General features: G+C 41.3%; 20 protein-coding genes. 12 read left to right on the top strand and 8 right to left on the bottom strand.

The genetic code is table 11. The annotated features are described in order from the left end of the window. Positions 1-6 precede the first annotated feature (6 nt). From OQX62_RS00200 to OQX62_RS00190, 3 genes are all read right to left on the bottom strand, one after another. Positions 7-312 (bottom strand): YbaB/EbfC family nucleoid-associated protein, encoded by a 306-nt coding sequence (locus OQX62_RS00200; RefSeq protein WP_265829250.1) that lies wholly within the window; start codon positions 310-312, stop codon positions 7-9. A 57-nt stretch (positions 313-369) separates the two neighbouring features. After that, positions 370-1,446 (bottom strand): NADPH dehydrogenase NamA, encoded by a 1,077-nt coding sequence (gene namA, locus OQX62_RS00195; RefSeq protein ID WP_265829249.1) that lies wholly within the window; start codon positions 1,444-1,446, stop codon positions 370-372. A 91-nt stretch (positions 1,447-1,537) separates the two neighbouring features. After that, entirely contained in the window at positions 1,538-2,686 is a 1,149-nt protein-coding gene (locus OQX62_RS00190) for a M28 family metallopeptidase (protein ID WP_265829248.1), read from the bottom strand. Positions 2,687-3,156: 470 nt separating this feature from the next. Here OQX62_RS00190 and OQX62_RS00185 point away from each other — a divergent pair, with 470 nt between their 5' ends. From OQX62_RS00185 to OQX62_RS00135, 11 genes are all read left to right on the top strand, one after another. Further along, positions 3,157-3,858, top strand: coding sequence for a GNAT family N-acetyltransferase (locus OQX62_RS00185; RefSeq protein WP_265829247.1), 702 nt, complete (start codon positions 3,157-3,159; stop codon positions 3,856-3,858). 28 nt (positions 3,859-3,886) lie between these two features. Then, the gene (locus OQX62_RS00180) at positions 3,887-5,080 is read left to right on the top strand and encodes an argininosuccinate synthase (protein WP_265829246.1); all 1,194 of its coding nucleotides are present in this window, start codon (positions 3,887-3,889) and stop codon (positions 5,078-5,080) included. Continuing rightward, positions 5,070-6,041, top strand: a complete 972-nt coding sequence (gene argC, locus OQX62_RS00175; protein ID WP_265829244.1) for an N-acetyl-gamma-glutamyl-phosphate reductase — start codon at positions 5,070-5,072, stop codon at positions 6,039-6,041. Before OQX62_RS00180 ends, argC begins: the two co-directional genes overlap by 11 nt. A 97-nt stretch (positions 6,042-6,138) precedes the next feature. Then, the gene (locus tag OQX62_RS00170; RefSeq protein ID WP_265829243.1) at positions 6,139-7,272 is read left to right on the top strand and encodes an aspartate aminotransferase family protein; all 1,134 of its coding nucleotides are present in this window, start codon (positions 6,139-6,141) and stop codon (positions 7,270-7,272) included. Positions 7,273-7,274: 2 nt separating this feature from the next. Then, positions 7,275-8,240, top strand: coding sequence for an acetylornithine carbamoyltransferase (locus OQX62_RS00165; protein ID WP_265829242.1), 966 nt, complete (start codon positions 7,275-7,277; stop codon positions 8,238-8,240). Between the two features lie 76 nt (positions 8,241-8,316). Further along, positions 8,317-9,276 (top strand): alpha/beta fold hydrolase, encoded by a 960-nt coding sequence (locus OQX62_RS00160; RefSeq protein WP_265829241.1) that lies wholly within the window; start codon positions 8,317-8,319, stop codon positions 9,274-9,276. A gap of 3 nt (positions 9,277-9,279) precedes the next feature. Further along, positions 9,280-10,068, top strand: coding sequence for an acetylglutamate kinase (gene argB, locus OQX62_RS00155; RefSeq protein WP_265829239.1), 789 nt, complete (start codon positions 9,280-9,282; stop codon positions 10,066-10,068). 1 nt (position 10,069) lies between these two features. Then, positions 10,070-10,888, top strand: a complete 819-nt coding sequence (gene proC, locus OQX62_RS00150) for a pyrroline-5-carboxylate reductase (protein ID WP_265829237.1) — start codon at positions 10,070-10,072, stop codon at positions 10,886-10,888. Positions 10,889-10,891: 3 nt separating this feature from the next. Then, positions 10,892-11,959 carry a M20 family metallo-hydrolase gene (locus OQX62_RS00145; RefSeq protein ID WP_265829236.1) on the top strand — a complete coding sequence of 356 codons (1,068 nt, stop codon included), beginning with the start codon at positions 10,892-10,894 and terminating at the stop codon, positions 11,957-11,959. A 175-nt stretch (positions 11,960-12,134) separates the two neighbouring features. After that, a complete protein-coding gene (gene argH / locus OQX62_RS00140) occupies positions 12,135-13,466 on the top strand; it encodes an argininosuccinate lyase (RefSeq protein WP_265829234.1) in 1,332 nt (443 codons plus the stop codon). A gap of 25 nt (positions 13,467-13,491) precedes the next feature. Next, the gene (locus tag OQX62_RS00135; protein WP_265829233.1) at positions 13,492-14,745 is read left to right on the top strand and encodes a pyridoxal phosphate-dependent aminotransferase; all 1,254 of its coding nucleotides are present in this window, start codon (positions 13,492-13,494) and stop codon (positions 14,743-14,745) included. Between the two features lie 50 nt (positions 14,746-14,795). Here the strand turns inward: OQX62_RS00135 and OQX62_RS00130 are convergent, their stop codons facing one another. Both OQX62_RS00130 and OQX62_RS00125 read right to left on the bottom strand, forming a co-directional pair. Continuing rightward, on the bottom strand, positions 14,796-16,376 hold the full coding sequence (locus OQX62_RS00130; RefSeq protein WP_265829232.1) for a peptide chain release factor 3: 1,581 nt from the start codon (positions 16,374-16,376) through the stop codon (positions 14,796-14,798). Positions 16,377-16,479: 103 nt separating this feature from the next. Further along, positions 16,480-17,889 carry a DUF6600 domain-containing protein gene (locus OQX62_RS00125; RefSeq protein ID WP_265829231.1) on the bottom strand — a complete coding sequence of 470 codons (1,410 nt, stop codon included), beginning with the start codon at positions 17,887-17,889 and terminating at the stop codon, positions 16,480-16,482. Positions 17,890-18,279: 390 nt separating this feature from the next. Between OQX62_RS00125 and OQX62_RS00120 the strand changes: the two genes are divergently transcribed. Beyond that, the gene (locus OQX62_RS00120; protein WP_265829230.1) at positions 18,280-18,987 is read left to right on the top strand and encodes an SAM-dependent methyltransferase; all 708 of its coding nucleotides are present in this window, start codon (positions 18,280-18,282) and stop codon (positions 18,985-18,987) included. 6 nt (positions 18,988-18,993) lie between these two features. On the opposite strand, the gene nadD is transcribed toward OQX62_RS00120, so the two are convergent. From nadD to OQX62_RS00105, 3 genes are all read right to left on the bottom strand, one after another. Then, the gene (nadD, locus tag OQX62_RS00115) at positions 18,994-19,569 is read right to left on the bottom strand and encodes a nicotinate (nicotinamide) nucleotide adenylyltransferase (protein ID WP_265829228.1); all 576 of its coding nucleotides are present in this window, start codon (positions 19,567-19,569) and stop codon (positions 18,994-18,996) included. 13 nt (positions 19,570-19,582) lie between these two features. After that, positions 19,583-20,152, bottom strand: coding sequence for a guanylate kinase (gene gmk / locus OQX62_RS00110; RefSeq protein WP_265829227.1), 570 nt, complete (start codon positions 20,150-20,152; stop codon positions 19,583-19,585). An 82-nt stretch (positions 20,153-20,234) separates the two neighbouring features. Next, the gene (locus OQX62_RS00105) at positions 20,235-21,098 is read right to left on the bottom strand and encodes a YicC/YloC family endoribonuclease (RefSeq protein WP_265830141.1); all 864 of its coding nucleotides are present in this window, start codon (positions 21,096-21,098) and stop codon (positions 20,235-20,237) included. Positions 21,099-21,233: the final 135 nt, after the last annotated feature.

Raw genomic sequence — 21,233 nt, 5'->3', positions numbered from 1 at the left:
TTAATATTAGTTACCAAACATGCCGCCTAAACCGCCTAACATGTCTTTTGTAGCAGCCTGCATTTCTGTGGCGCTCACTTCGTCTGCCTGTAACATTACTTTGTTTATTGCTGTTAACAGGAGTTCTTCCAGTTCTTCTTTGTCGGCCTGTTTAAAGAAATCGTCGTTAATTTCTATGGCTGTTATCGCTTTATTAGCAGTTGCAGTAATGCGGATTGCACCACCTTCAACCTCTGCGAAAACAGAAACAGTATCCAGGCGTTTTTTTATTTCGTCAGCTTTTTGCTGAGCAGCCATCAATTTGTCGAACATAATAATTTAGTTTTTTGTTATAATATGGAACGAAATTAGGATAAATTGGTTTAAAGATTATGCCTTTTTTCTTGGCTTCGCTCTTTCGTACTGTTCCGGCCATTTGATCTCATCATTGAGTTCAGCTGCGGCATGTATCGGGAAGTAAGGATCTCTCAGTAATTCTCTTGCGAGGAATATCAGGTCCGCTTTACCTTCCTGAAGAATATCTTCGGCCTGGCGGGCGTCGGTAATGAGGCCGACTGCACCGGTTAAAATGCCTGTTCCTTTTTTCACCGCCTCGGCAAACTGTACCTGATAGCCGGGAGATAAGGGGATTTGCTGGCTGATGATATTTCCACCTGAAGAGCAATCGATCAGATCAATACCTTTATCCTTCAAAATAGCTGAAAGCTGTACCGTCTCTTCAGTAGACCAGCCGCCTGGTACCCAGTCTGTAGCTGATAAACGTACAAATAAAGGGTTTTCTGCCGGCCATACTTCCTGGATTACTTCAACCACTTCCATTAGTAAGCGGATCCTGTTTTCAAAGCTCCCGCCATACTCATCCGTTCTGAGATTGCTGAGTGGTGATAAAAACTGATGAAAAAGGTAACCATGTGCTGCGTGGATTTCTATCACCTGATAACCAGCCGCAACAGTTCTTAAAGTTGCCGATTTAAAATCTGCGATTACTTTTTCAATACCTTCTTTGCTGAGCTCTCCTGGTTTCTCATCATTCTCGTTAAACGCGATGGCACTAGGGGCTACTGTCTGCCAGCCTCCGTCTTTTTCTGTGATTTGCTTACTACCTTTCCAGGGTACATCGAAACTCGCTTTTCTGCCGGCATGTGCAAGCTGCACACCCGGTACAGCGCCATTTTTAACAATAAATTCATTGATGCGTTGAAGGAAAGGAACATGCGCGTCAGACCAGATACCTAAATCGCCCGCAGATATCCGGCCTTCCGGAGAAACAGCTGTAGCTTCCTGTATAATCAGTGCTGCACCACCTACTGCTCTGCCACCCAGATGTACCAGGTGCCAGTCATTAGCAAATCCATCTTCGGCCGAATACTGGCACATGGGAGAAACAATAATCCTGTTTTTTAACGTAACGTTTTTTATATTTAAAGGGGATAATAATATCGACATAGGTGTTTTTTATACAAATAAACAATAGTAAATGATATTTGTTGAATTGCAGCTACAGCAAAATAAATATATGACAGCTGGCGTACAAAAGCTATTGCATCAAAGCCCTATTAAAATCTTTAAACAGCTTAAAAAGATCCTCAAACTCATTAAGTGGTAAGGTTTTCGCCACATCGTTTATATCGTGGTAAGCAGCAATGCCTCCCTGCGTATAGATAAAAAATGCAGGTACACCTTTTTCAGTGAAAAAATGATGATCACTGTTGGCAGCTTTCCCTCTGGAATTGATTTTACTCAGGTAATTTTTCTGCGTATTGATCTTCTTCAGTAAGTCAAATTCCCTGGGGTGCAGTGTGGCGTTAACTACCGTAATGCCATCAGAGCCTGTACCTACCATGTCTACATTGATCATAAACCGGACCCGGTTAAGTGCGATAAGCGGATTTGAAGTAAAATATCCGGACCCCATAATTCCTGCCTCTTCACCTGCAAAGCAGATAAACGCGATACTGTAAGGTGCAGGATTTTTAGCATAATATCTTGCCAGGCTAAGTAGCAGGGATATGCCACTGGCATTGTCATTGGCACCCGGAAAAAAAGTGTCTTTGCCCATGCCACCAAGATGATCATAATGTGCTGTCATCAATATCACCGAGTCTGGATTTCTGGTCCCTTTTACGATTCCACAGATATTGCTTGCCTTAAATGTCGGGATGAACTGATTTTCTACATCAATAGTAATACTGCGGGGCTCCGCGGAAATTGCTTTTTTATCGACCTGAATTCCTGTGTAATTTTCCGTTTGCTGTGCTACAGACCAGGTAAGTTTATCTGCTAATCTGACCAGCAGGCGGTTTTCTCTGGAAATAAAAGTAGTACTGTCTTGTTTGACTAATAGCGCAGTAGCTTTCAGTCCTATACTGGGCGGGTCAATAATAAAATCTCTTCCCGGACTCAGCGTTTTGCCGTTAATGGTTACTTCCATCTTTCCTGGGAAGGTATTGGCGGGATAATTAAAATACTGGTTGAAATCTTTTCCATCCATTGGCTTTAACCTGGCCGTACGGAATGCGTCACTCAGGTAAGCAGCCGTTTTTTCCATGCCATTATTGGTATACCCTCTGCCCCAGAATGCAGCTGATGTAAGTGTGTTCAGTATTTTTCTTGCAGCTGATAAATCCTGTGCCGGAACCTTATAGATGATCAATAAGAGCAGGAGAAAACTGCAGGGTTTTTTCATAGAGCGGAAGAGCTGTTAAAAGGCTAAAGTACAAATAAAATTAATGCGGGTACTATCAGATATAACAAAGCGTTTCTCTTTATCTGGTAATTGCATTCACCATAAATTACGGTTATTTGCCGCACCGGGATGAGCAGTGTTTTAATTTTTTTTACTGATTAAATGTAAAAAAATAAAAAACGTATTGCACATCCCGATAATTATTTAAACCTTTACATCTAATTAATTTAAAGCGGGACTGATCACAGAAAATGAATATGCACGTTTCACATAAACTTTCTATTGTAACAGCAAAGAATATTGCTGCGAGAAGTTTATATATTGAACGTTTGCAGCCTGTCATTTATGTGACAACCAGCCGGCAAAATTATACACCCCGTATTTGAGTTTTTCTAACTCAAGCTTAGAGGTAGTGTTCCTCTTCAAAACCAATTAATCAGAATATTTATTTTTTTTTCGTTATCATTTTAATGAATATCAACGATTTTATAGTGCAGGTTGCACTTCCTGAACATCGTGTTTTTGCAGAAGAAATCTGTGAAGAAATGGCTGAATCTGCTAAAGCACGAGGTACTGGTATTGCCAAGCGTTCTCCTGAATATGTTGCAGGAAAAATGGCTGATGGTAAATCTGTGATTGCTTTTCACAAAGACGGTTCATGGGCAGGTTTCTGTTATATAGAAACATGGAGTCACGGACAATTTGTGGCTAACTCCGGTCTGGTTGTGAGTCCGAAATTCAGAAAAGTAGGACTGGCGCATGCCATTAAGGAGAAGATCTTCGAATTGTCAAGAAGTAAATATCCGAAGGCTAAAATCTTCGGCCTGACTACTGGTCTTGCAGTGATGAAAATCAACTCTGATCTGGGATATGAACCGGTTACCTATTCTGAACTTACACAGGATGAAGAATTCTGGAAAGGCTGTCAGAGCTGTGTTAACTTCGAAATCCTGAAAAGCAAAGAGCGTAAAAACTGCATGTGTACAGCCATGCTGTATGATCCTGCAACGCAAAAGCATGATGTAGCGAAGAAATTTTCTGAGGAACTGGAAAGGAAGCCTAAGCTTTATGAACGCTTTATGCGTATCAAACAACGTTTGGTACTGCGACCAAAGTCTGACGATGAAGGCAAACCTAAATCCTTTTTACAATTGTTTACCCACATTTTTTAATAGCTGATATATAATTTACAATAAAATCATGAAGAAGAAAGTAGTTTTAGCTTTTAGCGGAGGTTTAGATACTTCATTTTGCTGTATTTACCTGGCACAGGACCGTGGACTTGAAGTTCACTCTGTGATTGTAAATACTGGTGGTTTTTCGGACGAAGAACTGCAGGAAATAGAAAAACGCGCTTATGCTTTAGGTGTTGTTTCCCATGCTGTAGTAGATGAAACTACGAATTATTATGAAGGATGTATTAAATACCTGGTATTTGGGAATGTACTGAAAAATGCAACCTATCCGCTTTCTGTAAGTGCAGAACGTGTAAGCCAGGCCACAGCCATAGCAAATTATGTAAAAAAGATAGGTGCAGATTACGTTGCCCATGGCAGCACCGGTGCTGGTAATGATCAGGTACGTTTTGATATGATTTTTAATATCATTATTCCTAATGTTGAGATTATCACACCGATAAGAGATTTAAAATTATCCCGCGAAGCGGAAATCGAATACCTGGAAAACCATGGTGTATCATATAGTGCAGAAAAAGCCAGATATTCAATTAATAAAGGGCTTTGGGGAACGTCTGTAGGAGGAAAGGAAACTTTAACTTCAGACCAGACATTACCTGAAGAAGCATGGCCTACGCAGGTTACGGAAACAGCCAGCCGTAAGCTTGAACTTACGTTTGAAAAAGGGGAGCTTACAGGGATTGACGGCGAAGCATTATCCCCGGTAAAAGCGATTCAGAAGCTGCAGGCCATTGCACAGCCTTACGGTATTGGTCGCGATATCCATGTTGGAGATACAATTATAGGGATTAAAGGACGTGTGGGTTTTGAAGCTGCAGCACCAATGGTGATTATCAAAGCACACCATACTTTAGAAAAACATACGCTAACCAAATGGCAGCTGTCCTGGAAAGAACAATTGGGTTCTTTTTATGGAAACTGGTTGCATGAAGGTCAGTTTCACGATCCCGTGATGCGTAATATTGAAGCCTTTTTAGCTGATACGCAGAAAACGGTAAGCGGAAAAGTTTTTGTAGAATTATTGCCTTACCGTTTCCAGATCATCGGTATTGAGTCTAACCACGACCTGATGAGTAATAAATTCGGAAGTTACGGAGAGATGAACAACGCATGGTCTGGCGAAGATGTGAAAGGATTTTCAAAAATATTCGGCAACCAGGTAATGATCTGGCATAAAGTGAATAGCGATGAAGGTTAGAGCAGGTATAATTGGCGGTGCTGGTTATACTGGCGGCGAAATGCTGCGCCTGCTGGTGAACCATCCGGCTGTAACCATTGCTTTTGTAAACAGTACAAGTAATCAGGGCAACCTGATTACTGATGTGCATACAGATTTGCTCGGTGATACAGATTTGAGGTTTACTGGGGAGCTATCTTTTGATATAGATGTCCTTTTTCTTTGTGTGGGCCATGGTGATGCAAAGAAATTTCTTGATGCAAACCTTGTCCCGGCAGGAATTAAGATCATTGATCTTAGTCAGGATTTCAGACTGGCTGCAAATGCAGCTGAAAAATGGATTTACGGATTACCTGAATTAAACAGGGAACGTATCAAAACAGCAGCTTATATTGCCAATCCAGGTTGTTTCGCCACTTGTATCCAGTTGGCTTTACTACCGCTCGCTGCAAAAGGACTGATTCAAAACGAGGTACATATCAACGCGACAACCGGCTCTACCGGAGCAGGACAAAGTCTTTCTGCAACCACTCATTTTAGCTGGAGAAACAATAACTTATCTGTTTATAAGGCTTTTGATCATCAGCACCTGAATGAAATAGGGGAAAGCCTGCTGCAACTGGATCCTGCATTTGATACGGTATTGAACTTTATCCCTCAGCGTGGTGATTTTACCAGAGGGATTCTTGCCGCTGCATATGTAGAAAGTGACCTTTCTGCTGAAGAGGCTGAAAGATTATACGAAGATTTTTATGCGGAACATCCTTTTACACAGGTAAGTAAAAAGGAAATCAACCTTAAACAGGTGGTCAATACCAATAAGGCATTTGTGCATGTAGAAAAACATGGCAATAAATTGTTGATCATCAGTATTATTGATAATTTATTAAAAGGTGCAAGCGGACAAGCTGTGCAGAATATGAACTTGATGTTTGGATTAGATGAGCAGCAGGGGCTGCGGCTTAAAGCGACAGCTTTCTAAGTTTGTTGCGCAAAATCATCCTTATCAATTTTATTATTAATCCCGATGTGATCAGTATCAAATGAAAGCTGATCACATCAGCCAAAACCTTTAAAAGATGAATTTATTCGATGTATACCCACTAAATAATATAGAAATTGTTAAAGCTGCCGGAAGCACTGTATGGGATGCCGAAGGACAGGAATATTTAGATTTATATGGCGGCCATGCTGTGATTTCTATTGGCCATACTCACCCTCATTATGTCAAACGTTTAACGGATCAGTTGAATAAAGTCGGATTCTATTCTAATTCTGTTAAGATCCCCTTGCAGGTTGAACTCGCTGAAAAGCTGGGCAAAGTTTCGGGGAAAACTGATTTTCAGCTTTTTTTATGTAATTCTGGTGCAGAAGCAAATGAGAATGCGTTAAAGATGGCTTCTTTCTATAACGGAAGGAAAAAAGTAATTGCCTTTAAAGGTGCTTTTCACGGGCGTACTTCGCTGGCGGTGTCGGCCACAGACAATCCTAAAATCATTGCCCCTGTTAACGAAACTGACCATGTCGTATTCCTGCCTTTCAATGACGAAGCGGCCTTAAAAAATGCTTTTGAAGAATTTGGTCAGGAGATCAGTTCAGTCATTATTGAAGGAATACAAGGTGTTGGTGGTATCAGAGAGGCTTCTATTCCATTCCTGCAGTTGATCCGTTCTTTGTGTGATCAGTATAATGCGGTCTACATAGCTGACAGTGTACAATGTGGTTATGGCAGAACAGGTCATTTTTACTCTCATGATTATGCAGGTGTTGAGGCTGATGTATATACAATGGCCAAAGGTATGGGCAATGGCTTTCCTGTAGCGGGTATTTCCATTGCACCGAAGTTCAAACCATGGCATTATATGCTGGGAACTACTTTTGGTGGTAATCACCTCGCTTGTGCAGCCGCATTGGCAGTTCTCGAAATAATGGAAGAGGATAACCTGATGGCTAATGCCGCTGAAGTAGGTAATTATCTGATCGAAGAATTAAAGAAATTTGAAGTAGTGAAAGAGGTGAGAGGTCGTGGTCTGATGATCGGAATCGAATTGCCTGAAGAACTTAACCAGGTGAAAAAGAACCTGTTATTTAACCAGCATATTTTTACTGGTGAAGCAAAGCCAAATGTGATCAGATTACTCCCTGCTTTAAATCTTACTAAAGCACATGCTGATCATTTTCTTGAAAATTTTAAAATCGCATTACAAGGATGAAAATGAACCAATTCACCTCAGTAAAAGATGTTGAAGACATCAGTCAGCTGGTAGAGGATGCCCTGCAGCTGAAAGCCAATCCTTACGCAGATCAGCATTTAGGAAAAAACAAAACACTGGGACTTGTTTTCTTGAATCCCAGCCTGCGTACGCGTTTGAGTACCCAGAAAGCAGCCATTAACTTAGGTATGAGTGTCATGGTGATGAATATGGATAAAGAAGGCTGGGCACTGGAAACAGAAGACGGTGTGGTGATGAACGGCACTACAGTTGAGCATATTCGTGAAGCTGCAGCAGTAATGGGGCAGTATTGTGATATCTTAGGTCTGCGTTCTTTTCCAAAGCTGACCAACAGAGATGAAGATTATAATGAGGACTTTTTTAATAAGTTCATCAAATATTGTGGTGTACCTGTAGTGAGTTTAGAAAGTGCTACACGTCATCCCCTGCAGAGTCTTGCCGATCTGGTTACGATAAAGGAAACATGGAAAGGTACTGAGAAGCCTAAAGTGGTTCTGGCATGGGCACCACATGTAAAAGCATTACCACAGGCTGTTCCTAACTCTTTTTCGGAGTGGATGTGTAAAGCACAGGAACAAAATATGCTTGATTTTACAATTGTACAGCCAGAAGGTTATGAGCTTTCAGCAGACTTTACTCCGGGGGCGAACATTATGTATAACCTCGAAGAAGCGCTTAAAGGAGCAGATTATATTTATGTAAAAAATTGGTCCAGCTTTAAAGAATATGGTAAGGTATTGACCTACCCCGACGGCTGGATGATGAATAATGAGAAGCTGAAAGGTACAAATGACGCTAAAGTAATGCATTGCTTGCCTGTGCGCAGGGATCTTGAATTATCGTCAGAAATACTGGACGGACCTAATTCTCTGGTGATCCATGAAGCAGGAAACCGTTTGTGGGCGGCGCAGGCAGTTTTGAAAGAACTGTTACAAAACCTATCTTAGCCAGCGTTTTATTGCAACATAAAAAAGGAAACCTGCATGTAAACATGCGGGTTTCATTACATAAAATCATTTGATTATGAAAAGATTAGGTCTGTTATGCTGCCTGTTGTGTTATGCAGCACTCTCTTTTGGACAACAAAAAACAGTAGATAGCTTTACTGATGGTAAATACATTACTGTTAACGGTGCTAAACTCTGGGTGGTAACGGTAGGAGAAGGAGATCCGCTTATTTTTATTGCAGGCGGACCAGGGGGAGCACATCCGGGTTTGCGGAGTTTTGACCCGCTTGCGGCATCAAATCATCAGCTGATTTATTTTGATGGCTTCGGCAGAGGGAAGTCAGACACCGCGAAGGTTGTTTCTGCCTATAGCCTGCAAAGGGATATAGAAGATATCGAGGGCCTACGTAAGGCCTTAAAATTGAGTAAAGTATCTTTATTGGGGCACTCTTACGGGGGACTGGTAGCGCAGGGTTATGCAATTAAATATCCGCAAAATGTAAGCCACCTGATCCTGGCAAACACATTTCACAGTTATGTAATGTGGCAGGAGAACGATGATAACTCTAATCATGAAATTAAAACGAATTATCCTGAAGTGTGGGACGAACTGATGAAGATCCGTGAAAAGGGGGCTGTGTCAAGTGATGATTTACACCAGGAAATTTACGGCAGGGTGCCTTACGCATTTTTATATGCTTATAATCCTGATAAATTTGTTTCAAGAGGCAGGAAACCCTATCCAAACAGTATGAACACCAAACTTTACTATCAGATGGTAGGCCGCGATGGTGATTTCTATGTGGGCAGTGATATTGGAACTTTCGACTTCAGGAAACAACTGAAAGATCTCAAAATGCCTGTATTGATTATTGGCGGTCGTTTTGACCGTGTGGCGACACCATGGATGATGGTGAAATATAAAGAATATTGTCCGCAGGCCCGGTTCGTCATGTTTGAGAAATCAGGACATAATCCACAGATGGAAGAGCCTGAAAAAGAATTTGCACTCATCAATGATTTCCTAAAAAAATAAACAATGAAGCAGTTAACGATCATTAAGATTGGCGGTAACGTAATAGATAATTCGCATAAGCTCCATGAGTTCCTGCTTGATTTTACTGCGCTCCCGGGAGATAAAATCCTCGTACATGGCGGAGGGAAGATTGCTACAGAACTGGGTGTTTCTTTAGGCATAGAGCCAAAAATGGTAGAGGGCAGACGGATTACCGATATCGAAACACTGCGTATTGTAACGATGGTGTATGCGGGACTGATCAATAAAAATATGGTTGCACAGTTGCAGGCTAAAGGTTGCAATGCAATTGGGTTGACCGGGGCAGATGGAAATGTAATTCAGGCAGTTAAACGACCGGTTGGAACCGTGGATTATGGCTTTGTAGGTGATCTGGATGAAACATCCGTATCCGTGACCACATTAAATAGTCTTTTAAACAGCAATCTGGTACCAGTTTTATGTGCAATTACACATGATGGCGATACACAATTGTTAAATACAAATGCAGATACGATTGCTTCGGCAGTTGCTGTGGCCATGTCTGCCCACTATGAAACACGCCTGATCTATTGTTTCGAGAAAAAAGGGGTGTTACGTGATGTGGAGGATGAATCATCCCTGGTGACAGAAATCAGGAGTGGCGAATTTGAAGGTTTAAAAGAAGAAGGAGTGGTCTCCGGCGGGATGATACCTAAGCTGCATAATGCTTTTGAGGCTATAAAGAAAGGTGTTAGCGCTGTTTATATTGGAAAGGCAGATGAGCTTTCACAAATCAATTTACAAGGTTTTGGCACTAGATTAATCGATTAAGATGGAAAAGTTTACAGGCAAGATCGCCATATTGGGCAGCGGTAATATAGGCATATCACTCGCGAAAGGGCTCGTGAAGGCAGACTATGTGATGGCAGATCAGATCAGCCTCACCAGAAGAAATCTCTCTAAACTTGATCAGTTTGCTGATCAGGGTTTTTTATTAAGCGCCGATAATGCAGCTGTTGTTGCCGCTTCTGATATGATTGTACTGGCTGTTTTACCTCAGCAGTTGAACCAGTTGATGGAGCAGATTGCAGGGGTAATAGATGTGAACAGGCATGTAGTGATCTCTGTTGCTTCAGGGGTAAGTTGTGCAGATATACGGAGTAAATTAACTGACGGAGTGGAAGTGATCCGGGCAATGCCCAATACGGCTATTGCGATAGGTCAGTCGATGACCTGTGTGGCGACCGACAATGCCGCTCCGGCACATGTTGACGAAGTAGTGCGCATGTTTGAAACCGTTGGTGCTGTGGTAAAGATTAATGAAGATCTGATGACTGCTGCTACTGCATTGTGTGCTTGTGGTATTGCTTTCTTTTTGCGCGCTATCCGTGCAGCCTCACAAGGAGGTGTAGAAATCGGTTTTCATGCAGATGAGGCTTTAAAAATGGCGGTTCAAACAGCCAAAGGGGCTGCAGATTTGCTGTTATTGATGCAATCGCATCCTGAACAGGAAATAGATAAAGTAACTTCGCCGAAGGGCTGTACTATTGCCGGATTAAATGAAATGGAGCATAATGGTTTCAGTTCTTCATTAATCAAAGGCATCAAGCTATCGGCAATTAAAGCCGGAGCACTATATACAAAGGAATAAATTATGATAGAAACACTGCAAAGTGATAGTTTAGCATTGCTTAAGGAATTGATCAGTATTCAGTCTTTCAGTAAAGAGGAGGACAAAACTGCGGATACAATTGAGCAATTTTTAAAAGACAGGGGAATCAGGACCCACCGTAAACTGAATAATATATGGACATATAACAAGCATTTTGATGCTGCTAAGCCTACAGTGCTGTTAAATTCACATCACGATACAGTGAAACCTAACTCGGGTTATACGAGAGATCCTTATGAGGCTAAAGTAGAAGAAGGAAAACTTTTTGGTCTGGGGAGCAATGATGCGGGTGGTTGCCTGGTTTCTTTAATCGCTGCCTTCCTGTATTTTTATGACCAGGAAGAATTAACTTATAATATTTGTCTGGCCACGACTGCCGAAGAGGAAATTTCAGGTAATAATGGACTGGAATGTGTAATTCCTGACCTTGGAGAATTGGAATTTGCTATCGTAGGCGAGCCCACTCAAATGAATCTGGCTATCGCGGAACGCGGATTACTGGTACTGGATTGTACGGTAACCGGAAAAGCAGGACATGCTGCCAGAGAAGAAGGAGATAATGCGATTTATAAAGCGCTGAATGATATAGAGTGGTTCAGGAACTACAGATTTTCAAAAGTCTCTGAAGTTTTCGGTCCGCTGAAAATGTCTGTAACCATTATCAATGCAGGTTCTCAGCACAACGTAGTGCCTGCTACCTGTACTTTTACAGTGGATGTACGTGTTACAGATGCCTATACCAATGAAGAAGTACTTAAGATCATACGGACCAATGTTGCGTGTGACGTTCAGCCGCGTTCTGTGCGGTTGAAGCCTTCCTCAATTGATAAGGCACATCCACTAGTTCAGTCCGGCATTGCATTGGGAAGAACCACTTATGGTTCGCCCACAACGTCGGATCAGGCTTTATTAAGTATTCCGTCAGTAAAAGTTGGTCCGGGTGATTCGGCTCGTTCTCATATGGCTGATGAATACGTATTTGTAGATGAAATAGCAGAGGGGATAACATTATATATTGAGATGCTTAAACCTGTTATCAACGGAAAATAGTCGGTTCAATTCTGACCTTCTCATAACGGGTAATTATTGTATTTTTGCCCTCAACTAATATTTGCTCCTTAACAGGGGCTTTAAATAGCTCAAATGGAACTATCATCGGCTACAATTTCACAGCCATAATGATCAGCTGATGATAGGTTCATAATCGAGACAAATCCATATATCGATGAAGATCTGGCAAAAAAATATAGAAGTAAATAAAGACATTGAAAGTTTTACCGTAGGTAGAGACAGGGAGCTGGATTTACAGATGGCTGCTTTTGATGTATTAGGTTCTTTGGCACACGTAGAGATGCTGGAAAGTATCGGCCTGCTGACTGCTGAGGAGCTTTCAGCCATACAAGAAGAACTTAAAAATATCTACGCTGAAATTCAGGCAGGTGATTTCCGGATTGAAGATACGGTGGAAGATGTGCACTCTCAGGTGGAGTGGCTGCTGACACAGCGTATCGGCGAAGCAGGAAAAAAAATCCACAGCGGACGTTCACGAAATGATCAGGTACTGGTAGATTTGAAGCTGTTTTTCAGGGATCAGATTGAGGAAATGGTGCACAATTCGGCCTCTTTATTTCAGCAGTTAATTGCGTTGAGTAATACACATCAGGATAAATTAATGCCCGGCTATACGCATTTGCAGATTGCGATGCCATCGTCTTTCGGGCTCTGGTTTGGCGCTTATGCGGAAAGTCTGGTAGATGATATGGAAGTAATGCTGGCTGCCTGGAAAATCTGTAATAAGAATCCTTTAGGTTCTGCTGCGGGTTATGGATCTTCTTTCCCTTTGAACAGGACTATGACTACTCGTCTGCTTGGTTTTGAGAACCTGAACTATAATGTGGTTTATGCACAAATGGGCAGGGGCAAGACAGAAAGAATACTTGCACAGGCAATGTCATCTGTTGCTGCTACCCTCGCCAAAATGGCTATGGATGTATGTTTGTTCATCAATCAGAACTTTGGTTTTATCAAATTTCCTGATGAGCTGACTACAGGTTCCAGTATTATGCCGCATAAAAAGAATCCGGATGTGTTTGAACTGATCCGTTCACGCTGCAACAAAATTCAGGCATTGCCGAATGAGATTGCGATGATGACGGTTAATCTGCCATCGGGATATCACCGTGATTTGCAATTGCTGAAAGAAAATCTTTTCCCTTCTATTACTTCTTTGAATGAATGTCTGGAGATGACTGCTTATATGTTTCAGCATATCGATATCAAAGAGGATATTCTGACGGACAAAAAATATGCTTATCTGTTTAGCGTTGAAGTAGTGAACGACCTTGCTTTAAAGGGTGTTCCTTTCAGAGAAGCTTATAAAATTGTAGGTGAGACTATTGAAAATGGTACATTTGAGCCGGGTTTGAAAGTTAACCATACGCATGAGGGCAGCATAGGTAACCTGTGTAACCCGGAAATAGAACAAATGATGGAGCATATTCTCGATCAGTTTAATTTTGAAAAAACCAAATCAGCCATTGCACAATTGCTGGCTTAATTCTAACCATTAATAAAATAAAAAAATGAACGTATCAGTATTAGCAAATACACTTATTGGCTCAGAGATCATTAAAATTGGTAACGAGGTTAATGAACTGAAGAGTAAGGGTGCTAACATTGCAAACCTGACCATCGGTGATTTTGATCCATCAATCTTTCCAGTGCCTTCAGCGTTAAAAGAAGAAATTGTTAAGGCTTACCATCAGAATCACACCAATTACCCACCAGCAGATGGTATTCTGGCTTTGCGTGAAACTATTGTTGACGTATTAAAAGACAGATATGATCTGGATTATAAGGCAACTGAAATTTTGGTTTCGGGCGGATCCCGCCCGTTGATTTATGCGACTTACCTGGCATTGATCGATCCGGGAGATAAAGTGGTTTATCCTGCACCATCATGGAACAACAACCATTACTGTCACCTGTCTTCAGCAAATGGTGTAGCTGTAGAAACAACTGCAGAGACCAACTTTATGCCAACGGCAGCATTGCTGAAACCACATATCAAAGGAGCAACTTTACTTGCCCTGTGTTCTCCGCTTAACCCTACTGGTACAATGTTTACCACAGCGCAGCTGGAAGAGATTTGTGACATGGTAATTGAAGAAAATAAAACCAGGGCAGAAGGGGAGAAGCCACTTTATATCATGTATGATCAGATTTATTCTCTGCTTACTTTTGGTAAAGAACACATCAACCCGGTTAGCCTGCGTCCTGAATTGAAAGATTATACGATATATATCGATGGCATCTCTAAATGTCTTGCTGCAACAGGTGTGCGTGTAGGATGGGGATTCGGTCCGGCGCAAGTAATTGCTAAAATGAAGGCTTTACTTACTCACATTGGCGCCTGGGCACCAAAAGCAGAGCAGGTAGCAGTAGCTCATTATTTCGGAGATAAAAACCTGGTTGATCAGTTTCTAACCTCTTTCAAAGAACAGGTTCAGTTAAGTCTTGATGCTTTGTACAACGGTTTCCAGGAAATGAAAGCAGACGGTCTGGCCGTTGATGCAATAGTGCCTATGGGTGCAATTTACCTGACCTTAAAAATCGATTATTTAGGTAAAACCACACCTTCAGGGGATTTGATCAAAGATAGTACAGATCTGAACTCTTACCTGATTAACGAAGCTCAGGCAGCGTTGGTTCCATTCTCTTGTTTTGGTACTGATGAACATACGCCATGGTTCCGCGCATCAGTTGGCGGTTGCTCACTGGAAGGTATTACAGAAATGATTCCACGTATAAAATCTGCTTTAAGCAAATTAAAATAAGATTAGACGTTATATGTAAAAGGCAGCCTGTTTGGGCTGCCTTTTGTGTTTTATTTGAATTCTGAAGTCTTATGGAATTCGATATCAGGATAATCTCTTTTGGTCATATTGATCATGAAGTCATTATCTGCCAGAAAGACCGGATTTCCATCTTTATCGTAACCAATGTGCATCTGTTTACGTTTCAGGAACTCTTCCAGTTTCTTTTTATCTGTTGAAGTGACCCAGTTGGATCTGGTATAACTTAACATGCGGAAATGTGCTTTCGCACCATATTCGTGCTCTAATCTGAAAGCAATTACTTCAAACTGAAGATCACCTACAGCACCAATAATTTTCCTGTTTCCAGGTTGCTGCGTGAACAATTGAGCAACGCCTTCTTCCGTGAGCTGTTGTATGCCTTTTTCCAGTTGCTTGGTGCGAAGTGGGTCTCTGTTCTCTACTTCCTTAAATATCTCCGGAGAGAAGCTGGGAATGCCCTTAAATTGAAGTTTCTCTCCTTCCGTTAAGGTGTCGCCTATTTTAAAGTTCCCACTATCATATAAACCAACCACGTCACCCGGCCATGCTTCTTCTACAATACTCTTTTCGTTAGCCATAAAGTCCATAGGATTGGAGAACTTCAGCTTTTTATCCTGACGGGTATGGTAATAAAATTTATTACGTTCAAACTTACCTGAACATATTCTTAAAAAGGCAATACGGTCACGGTGCTTGGGATCAAGGTTGGCATGGATCTTAAATACAAAACCACTGAAGTTTTTTTCTTCTACTAAAACTTCCCTTTCTTCTGCTTCCCTGCTTCTTGGGCTTGGCGCAATATTGATGAAAGTATCCAGCAGTTCTTTAATACCAAAGTTATTGATCGCGCTTCCGAAAAATACGGGAGCGAGTAAGCCTTCAGTATACATGCTCTGATCTAATGTCCCGTATACGCCGTCAACCAGTTCCAGATCACCTTTTAAATCTTCCAGCTCTTTAGGCTTCAGGAAATTATTCAGGTTTTCATCGTTCAGGTCATTTACCTCAATAACCGGATCGGCGATTTTGGTTTTATCAGGCTCAAAAAGGTTAAGGTGTTTATTGTATATGCTATATACCCCTTTAAAAGTATGTCCCTGACCAATGGGCCATGAGAGCGGACATAAACTGATATTGAGTTTATTTTCAATTTCATCCAGCAGATCAAATGCGTCCTTACCTTCGCGATCCATCTTATTGATAAAAATGATTACTGGTGTATTACGCATCCGGCAAACTGCCATCAATTTTTCAGTTTGCTCTTCTACACCCTTAACACAGTCTACCACAAGGATAACACTGTCAACTGCAGATAATGTTCTGTAAGTATCTTCTGCGAAGTCTTTGTGACCAGGTGTATCTAGTATATTGATACGTTTGTCTTTATATTCAAAGCCCATTACCGAAGTAGCTACGGAAATCCCGCGCTGCTTCTCAATCTCCATAAAATCTGAAGTGCTGCTCTGATTGGCCTTGTTGCGCTTCACAGCGCCTGCTGTATTGATTGCCCCGCCAAACAGCAAAAACTTCTCAGTTAGTGTTGTTTTCCCTGCATCGGGGTGACTGATAATGGCAAATGTTTTTCGTTTTTCTATTTCGGGGTGGATCATAAAGAATTAAGCATATTGCTTGATGAGGTTGCAAAGATAAATATAATATATAAAATAAAAACCGGCCATTACAACCGGTTTCCATTCTCCTCTTATTTATCTTTTAATTTCGTCCGCCTCTTCCTCCTCTTCCCTCACCGGATGAGCGGCCTTGCTGCTGTTGCTGGGATTGTTGCTGACGCTGTTGATCCTGCTGTTGTCTGGCTTGCTCCTGACGTTGTTGGGATTGTTGCTGACGCTGCTGATCCTGCTGTTGCCTGGCTTGCTCCTGACGTTGTTGAGCTTGTTGCTGACGCTGTTGTTGTTCCTGTTGCTGGCGTTGCTGTTGCTCCTGACGTTGTTGGGATTGTTGCTGTTGCTCCTGGCGCTGCTGCGCTTGTTGCTGGCGTTGTTGGTTATCGCGTTGCTGACGTTCCTGATTACCACGTTGCTGTTGCTCCTGGCGCTGCTGCGCTTGTTGCTGGCGTTGTTGATTATCACGTTGCTGACGTTCCTGATTACCACGCTGCTGTTGTTCCTGGCGCTGTTGCGCTTGTTGCTGACGTTGTTCGTTATCACCTTGCTGACCATTTCGCTGATCTCTTCCACGTCCCTCACGTTGCATTTGCTCCTGGCGTTGTTGTACCTGTGGAGTTCTATCCTGTCCTCTCTGCTGACCGTTTCTTCCATTCATTTCCGGACGTTGTCCGCTTTGGTTGTTTCCGCGTCCTGCAACCCCTCTGTCTCTGTCCGAATTACCTCTGTCTGGTTGTCCGGGACGAACTGACTGACCATTATTTGGTCTACCTCCACGTGGATTATAAATATTGATATTGTTATTTGAAATACTGGTTCTGCCTGGTCTTTCAGAACGGGAGATATTATACACCCTGACATCTCTGTTGGTTGCCCGTCTGATATCATCTGCTCTGGGACCGGTATAATAAGTATTTCTATTTCTTCCGTAAGTATTATTGATAATAGTGGTTTGATTGTAGATCGTTACGTTCCTTCTGGAGTAACGGGGATAGTAATTGCTGTAAATATTACGTTGCGGAATAAAAACCCACCAGTCGTTCGGCGTATTGAAACCGCCGCCAATATTTATATTGATATTAAAGCCGGGACCCATGGGAGCCCACCCATAATATCCGCCGCCACTTCTCCAGCTTACCCAGGCAGGTCCCCAAACGGTGTCAGGAAGCCAGATCCACTGGCCATAACGGTTACTTACCCATCTTCCATAGTGAAAAGGTGCCCAGCCCCAGTCGTAATCAGACACCCAGGTATTTCCGTATTCAGTCATCGCCCAGCGGCCATTCGTGTAATAAGGTCTGAAATCGTTCTGATCTACATCAGGTCTCCAGACATACCCGTATTCAGGATCCTGTATCCAGGTTCCGTATGGAGATAATTCATCATAAAATGACTCCAGGGAAATATCATCATCCTGTGCCATTGCCTTTTGTGTGATTCCGGTGAGCAGGAGCATGAGCCCCAGCAGCAATGCCGGCAATTTGATCATGTGTTTCATTTGTGTGTGTATTTAATTAACCTAACCTAACTTAGTTTAATATCTTTAAGAGTGATCTGCTGAACAATAGTTTAATCGTTTTTAAAATATTACCGATGAATAAGCTTTCGATCTCAGAATAATATTAGTTGATAGCTCTCGCGTGCTTTATTATATTCGTTCATCGCTTTTATACAATTTACAGATTTTATATATAAAAGACAAGTTTACATCTGGTACGTTGCATATTATAACAATATTTAAACCAAACCTTCTCTTTCCAGGAATTTATTCTCTTCTTTTGTATTTCCGAATTTATACGCGCCCATTTATCAATCAGAATGATCCGGATGGCGCGGGATTTTTTCAATAAGAACAACAATACACAATTAAATAAAAACAAGATAAAAGATGAAAAAAGGCGTGCTATTCCTGATTCCAGTTCCTTTGGCAGAGAATGTATCTCTGAAATCATTTACTCCCTATTTGATCGATACCATAAATGCTATTGATACTTACATTGTAGAAAATGAAAAAACTGCCAGAAAATCTTTGAAAGAAGCTGGTCTAAAGATTCCACAAAGTGACCTGACTATCCACGATTATGGAAAACATAAACGCAATGATTCTATGGTTCCTTATTTCAAGGAATTGATGACGGGTAAAGATGTAGGGTTGATGAGTGAAGCAGGCTGTCCGGGTATCGCAGATCCGGGTGCTGAAATTGTTTCAGAAGCACACAAGCGAGGTATAAAAGTTGTGCCTTTGGTGGGACCGAGCTCCTTGTTGCTGGCATTGATGGCTTCAGGATTTAACGGGCAGAGTTTTACTTTCCATGGCTACCTGCCGATTGATAAAGTGGAAAGAGGCAAGAAAATCAAAGAGCTGGAGCAACTGGCCGAAAAAAATAAACAGACGCAATTATTCATTGAAACACCTTTCAGAAATAATCACTTATATGAGGATATTCTGAAGAACACTGCAGCTCAAACACTGCTTTGTGTAGCCTGTAACATTACTGGTGAAGATGAATTCATCAAAACGATGTCTATAGGCCAGTGGCGCCAGGAGCGGATTGACCTGCACAAGAAGCCTACAATATTTTTATTGTACCGTTAAATATAATCAGCGGTACATATTTTTGCTATCCATAAAAGCGATTACATTATCAGGAACCAGGAATTGGATATTCTTTTTATCCAGAATAGCTTTCCTAATAAAAGTGGATGAAATTTCCATCTGAGGAGTTTCTGTTAATGTAACCGATGGGTGGTCCTTCCATTCGGAAGTATCTGCGCCAGGTCTTGGGTAAACATATAACTTATAATTGTTCAGGAGCACCTCGTAATTTTTCCACTTCTTAAACGAGACGAGGTTATCAGCACCCATGATCAATACGAACTCCCTGCCAGGATATTTTTCATGCAAATAAGCCAGCGTGTCAACTGTATAAGAGGGTTTGGGAAGATTAAACTCTATATCGCTCACCTTTAGTTGTTCAGATGGCTCTGTAGCCAGTCTGGCCATTTCCAGACGGTCGTACATATTTCCTAATCCCTTTTTATTCTTCAATGGATTTTGGGGAGATATGACCAGCCATACTTCGTTCAGATCAGTGAAGTTGGCCATATAACTGGCAATAATCAGATGCCCTGCATGAATCGGGTTGAAAGAGCCAAAAAATAAGCCTGTCTTTTTCATCCTTCTCCTTATACTATTTATTGATAAAATCTGATATCAATTGCTCAGCTTCCTTGCACGCGGTATCCAGATCAAAGTTTTTAAGAATGACATCGAATTTATCAGCGTACTCTAATTCTTTCTCTGCCTTTACAAACCTTTCTGCCAGTTTCTCCTGACTGTCGGTACCACGACTGCTTAAACGTTCTTTCAGCACTTCTAATGATGGTGGCTGTACGAATATAGCCAATGCATCTTCTTCATATTTACGTTTCAAACGCAAACCGCCTTCTACATCAATATCAAATATTACATGTTTGCCTTCATTCCAGATTCTTTCTATTTCAGAACGCAGGGTTCCATAAAAAGTACCGTTATAAACTTCCTCAAACTCTACAAACTCCTGGTGGGCAACTTTATGTAAAAAGGCTTCTTTTGAAATAAAGTAATAATCATTTTCATGTATTTCATTGCCGCGGAGTTCTCTGGTTGTAGCTGAAATAGAAAAGCTTAATGTTGGGAATTTTTTCAGCAGGTGTTTAACGATGGTGGTTTTGCCTGCACCGGAAGGAGCTGAAAAAATAATGAGTTTGCCTTGTATCATTTGATGTATAAATCTGTAGTATATTATGCTGAAGCTATCCCTTATAAGCCAGCTTCAGCTATATTTTAGCACCAGAGCGTTCTTAAATAACGTTCAGTAATTGTTCCTTAATTTTCTCCAGTTCTTCTTTCATGCCTACAACAAGTTGCTGTATCTGCGCATCGTTAGCTTTTGCACCCATAGTATTGATCTCTCTGCCAATTTCCTGGGAAATAAAACCTAATTTTTTACCGTTTGCATCTTTGCTTTTCAAGGTCTCTGTAAAATAATCACAGTGACTTTTCAGGCGAATTTTTTCTTCGGTAATATCCAGTTTATCAATATAATAGATTAATTCCTGCTCCAGACGATTTTGGTCAATGTTGATCTTGCCGACGTTTTCTTCCAGAAACTGGTTTAGTCTTGCTTTTATCTGAGGGATCCTCAACGGGGCTAATACTTCGATTTGTCCGAAGAAGTCAAGTATATTTTTAATTCTTAATTCCAGGTCTGCTCTTAATACTGCACCTTCTGTTTCCCTGAACTGGTTAAAATTTGCCAGAGCAGCATTGAATGTCTGATATAAAATATCCCATTCACCTTCATTTACAACCTCTTCCGTATAAGAAACAACATCTGGAAAATTCAATACCGCTTGTAAGAGGTTACTTGAATTTGCACCAAGGTCCAGGTTGATTTCCTGTAATTGTTTATAGTATTTGCTGAGTAAAGCCGCATTGATGGTTGCGCCTTTAAGGTTTTCTTCACTACGTTCAATATTTATGGAAACATTTACTTTTCCACGCTCAATTTCTTTACTGCAGATATTACGCAGCATAAGCTCTTTATCAGAGTAGGCTCTAGGTAACTTCAAGTTGAGCTCCAGAAACTTACTGTTTAGGGATTTTATCTCTACTGCAAACTTAACATTTTCCTGGTCTGTAGAAGCCAGGCCATAGCCCGTCATTGATTTTATCATGTGCAAAGATATAATTTATTGTTAAAATGGATCAGGTCAAATGCCGATTATAATCTGATCACATCTTATAGAGCGGGATTTTAACATTTTTTAATGAGTAGAGTCATGAACAATACTTAAATT

The sequence above is a fragment of the Pedobacter sp. MR2016-24 genome, from assembly GCF_026239655.1.
GTDB lineage: Bacteria > Bacteroidota > Bacteroidia > Sphingobacteriales > Sphingobacteriaceae > Pedobacter.
This window is presented reverse-complemented; position numbering and strand designations above follow the sequence as displayed.

Coding starts and splice junctions, on each gene's coding strand:
- OQX62_RS00200 (WP_265829250.1), bottom strand. CDS start 312: ATGTTCGACAAATTGATGGCTGCTCAGCAAAAAGCTGACGAAATAAAA.
- namA (WP_265829249.1), bottom strand. CDS start 1,446: ATGTCGATATTATTATCCCCTTTAAATATAAAAAACGTTACGTTAAAA.
- OQX62_RS00190 (WP_265829248.1), bottom strand. CDS start 2,686: ATGAAAAAACCCTGCAGTTTTCTCCTGCTCTTATTGATCATCTATAAG.
- OQX62_RS00185 (WP_265829247.1), top strand. CDS start 3,157: ATGAATATCAACGATTTTATAGTGCAGGTTGCACTTCCTGAACATCGT.
- OQX62_RS00180 (WP_265829246.1), top strand. CDS start 3,887: ATGAAGAAGAAAGTAGTTTTAGCTTTTAGCGGAGGTTTAGATACTTCA.
- argC (WP_265829244.1), top strand. CDS start 5,070: ATGAAGGTTAGAGCAGGTATAATTGGCGGTGCTGGTTATACTGGCGGC.
- OQX62_RS00170 (WP_265829243.1), top strand. CDS start 6,139: ATGAATTTATTCGATGTATACCCACTAAATAATATAGAAATTGTTAAA.
- OQX62_RS00165 (WP_265829242.1), top strand. CDS start 7,275: ATGAACCAATTCACCTCAGTAAAAGATGTTGAAGACATCAGTCAGCTG.
- OQX62_RS00160 (WP_265829241.1), top strand. CDS start 8,317: ATGAAAAGATTAGGTCTGTTATGCTGCCTGTTGTGTTATGCAGCACTC.
- argB (WP_265829239.1), top strand. CDS start 9,280: ATGAAGCAGTTAACGATCATTAAGATTGGCGGTAACGTAATAGATAAT.
- proC (WP_265829237.1), top strand. CDS start 10,070: ATGGAAAAGTTTACAGGCAAGATCGCCATATTGGGCAGCGGTAATATA.
- OQX62_RS00145 (WP_265829236.1), top strand. CDS start 10,892: ATGATAGAAACACTGCAAAGTGATAGTTTAGCATTGCTTAAGGAATTG.
- argH (WP_265829234.1), top strand. CDS start 12,135: ATGAAGATCTGGCAAAAAAATATAGAAGTAAATAAAGACATTGAAAGT.
- OQX62_RS00135 (WP_265829233.1), top strand. CDS start 13,492: ATGAACGTATCAGTATTAGCAAATACACTTATTGGCTCAGAGATCATT.
- OQX62_RS00130 (WP_265829232.1), bottom strand. CDS start 16,376: ATGATCCACCCCGAAATAGAAAAACGAAAAACATTTGCCATTATCAGT.
- OQX62_RS00125 (WP_265829231.1), bottom strand. CDS start 17,889: ATGAAACACATGATCAAATTGCCGGCATTGCTGCTGGGGCTCATGCTC.
- OQX62_RS00120 (WP_265829230.1), top strand. CDS start 18,280: ATGAAAAAAGGCGTGCTATTCCTGATTCCAGTTCCTTTGGCAGAGAAT.
- nadD (WP_265829228.1), bottom strand. CDS start 19,569: ATGAAAAAGACAGGCTTATTTTTTGGCTCTTTCAACCCGATTCATGCA.
- gmk (WP_265829227.1), bottom strand. CDS start 20,152: ATGATACAAGGCAAACTCATTATTTTTTCAGCTCCTTCCGGTGCAGGC.
- OQX62_RS00105 (WP_265830141.1), bottom strand. CDS start 21,098: ATGACGGGCTATGGCCTGGCTTCTACAGACCAGGAAAATGTTAAGTTT.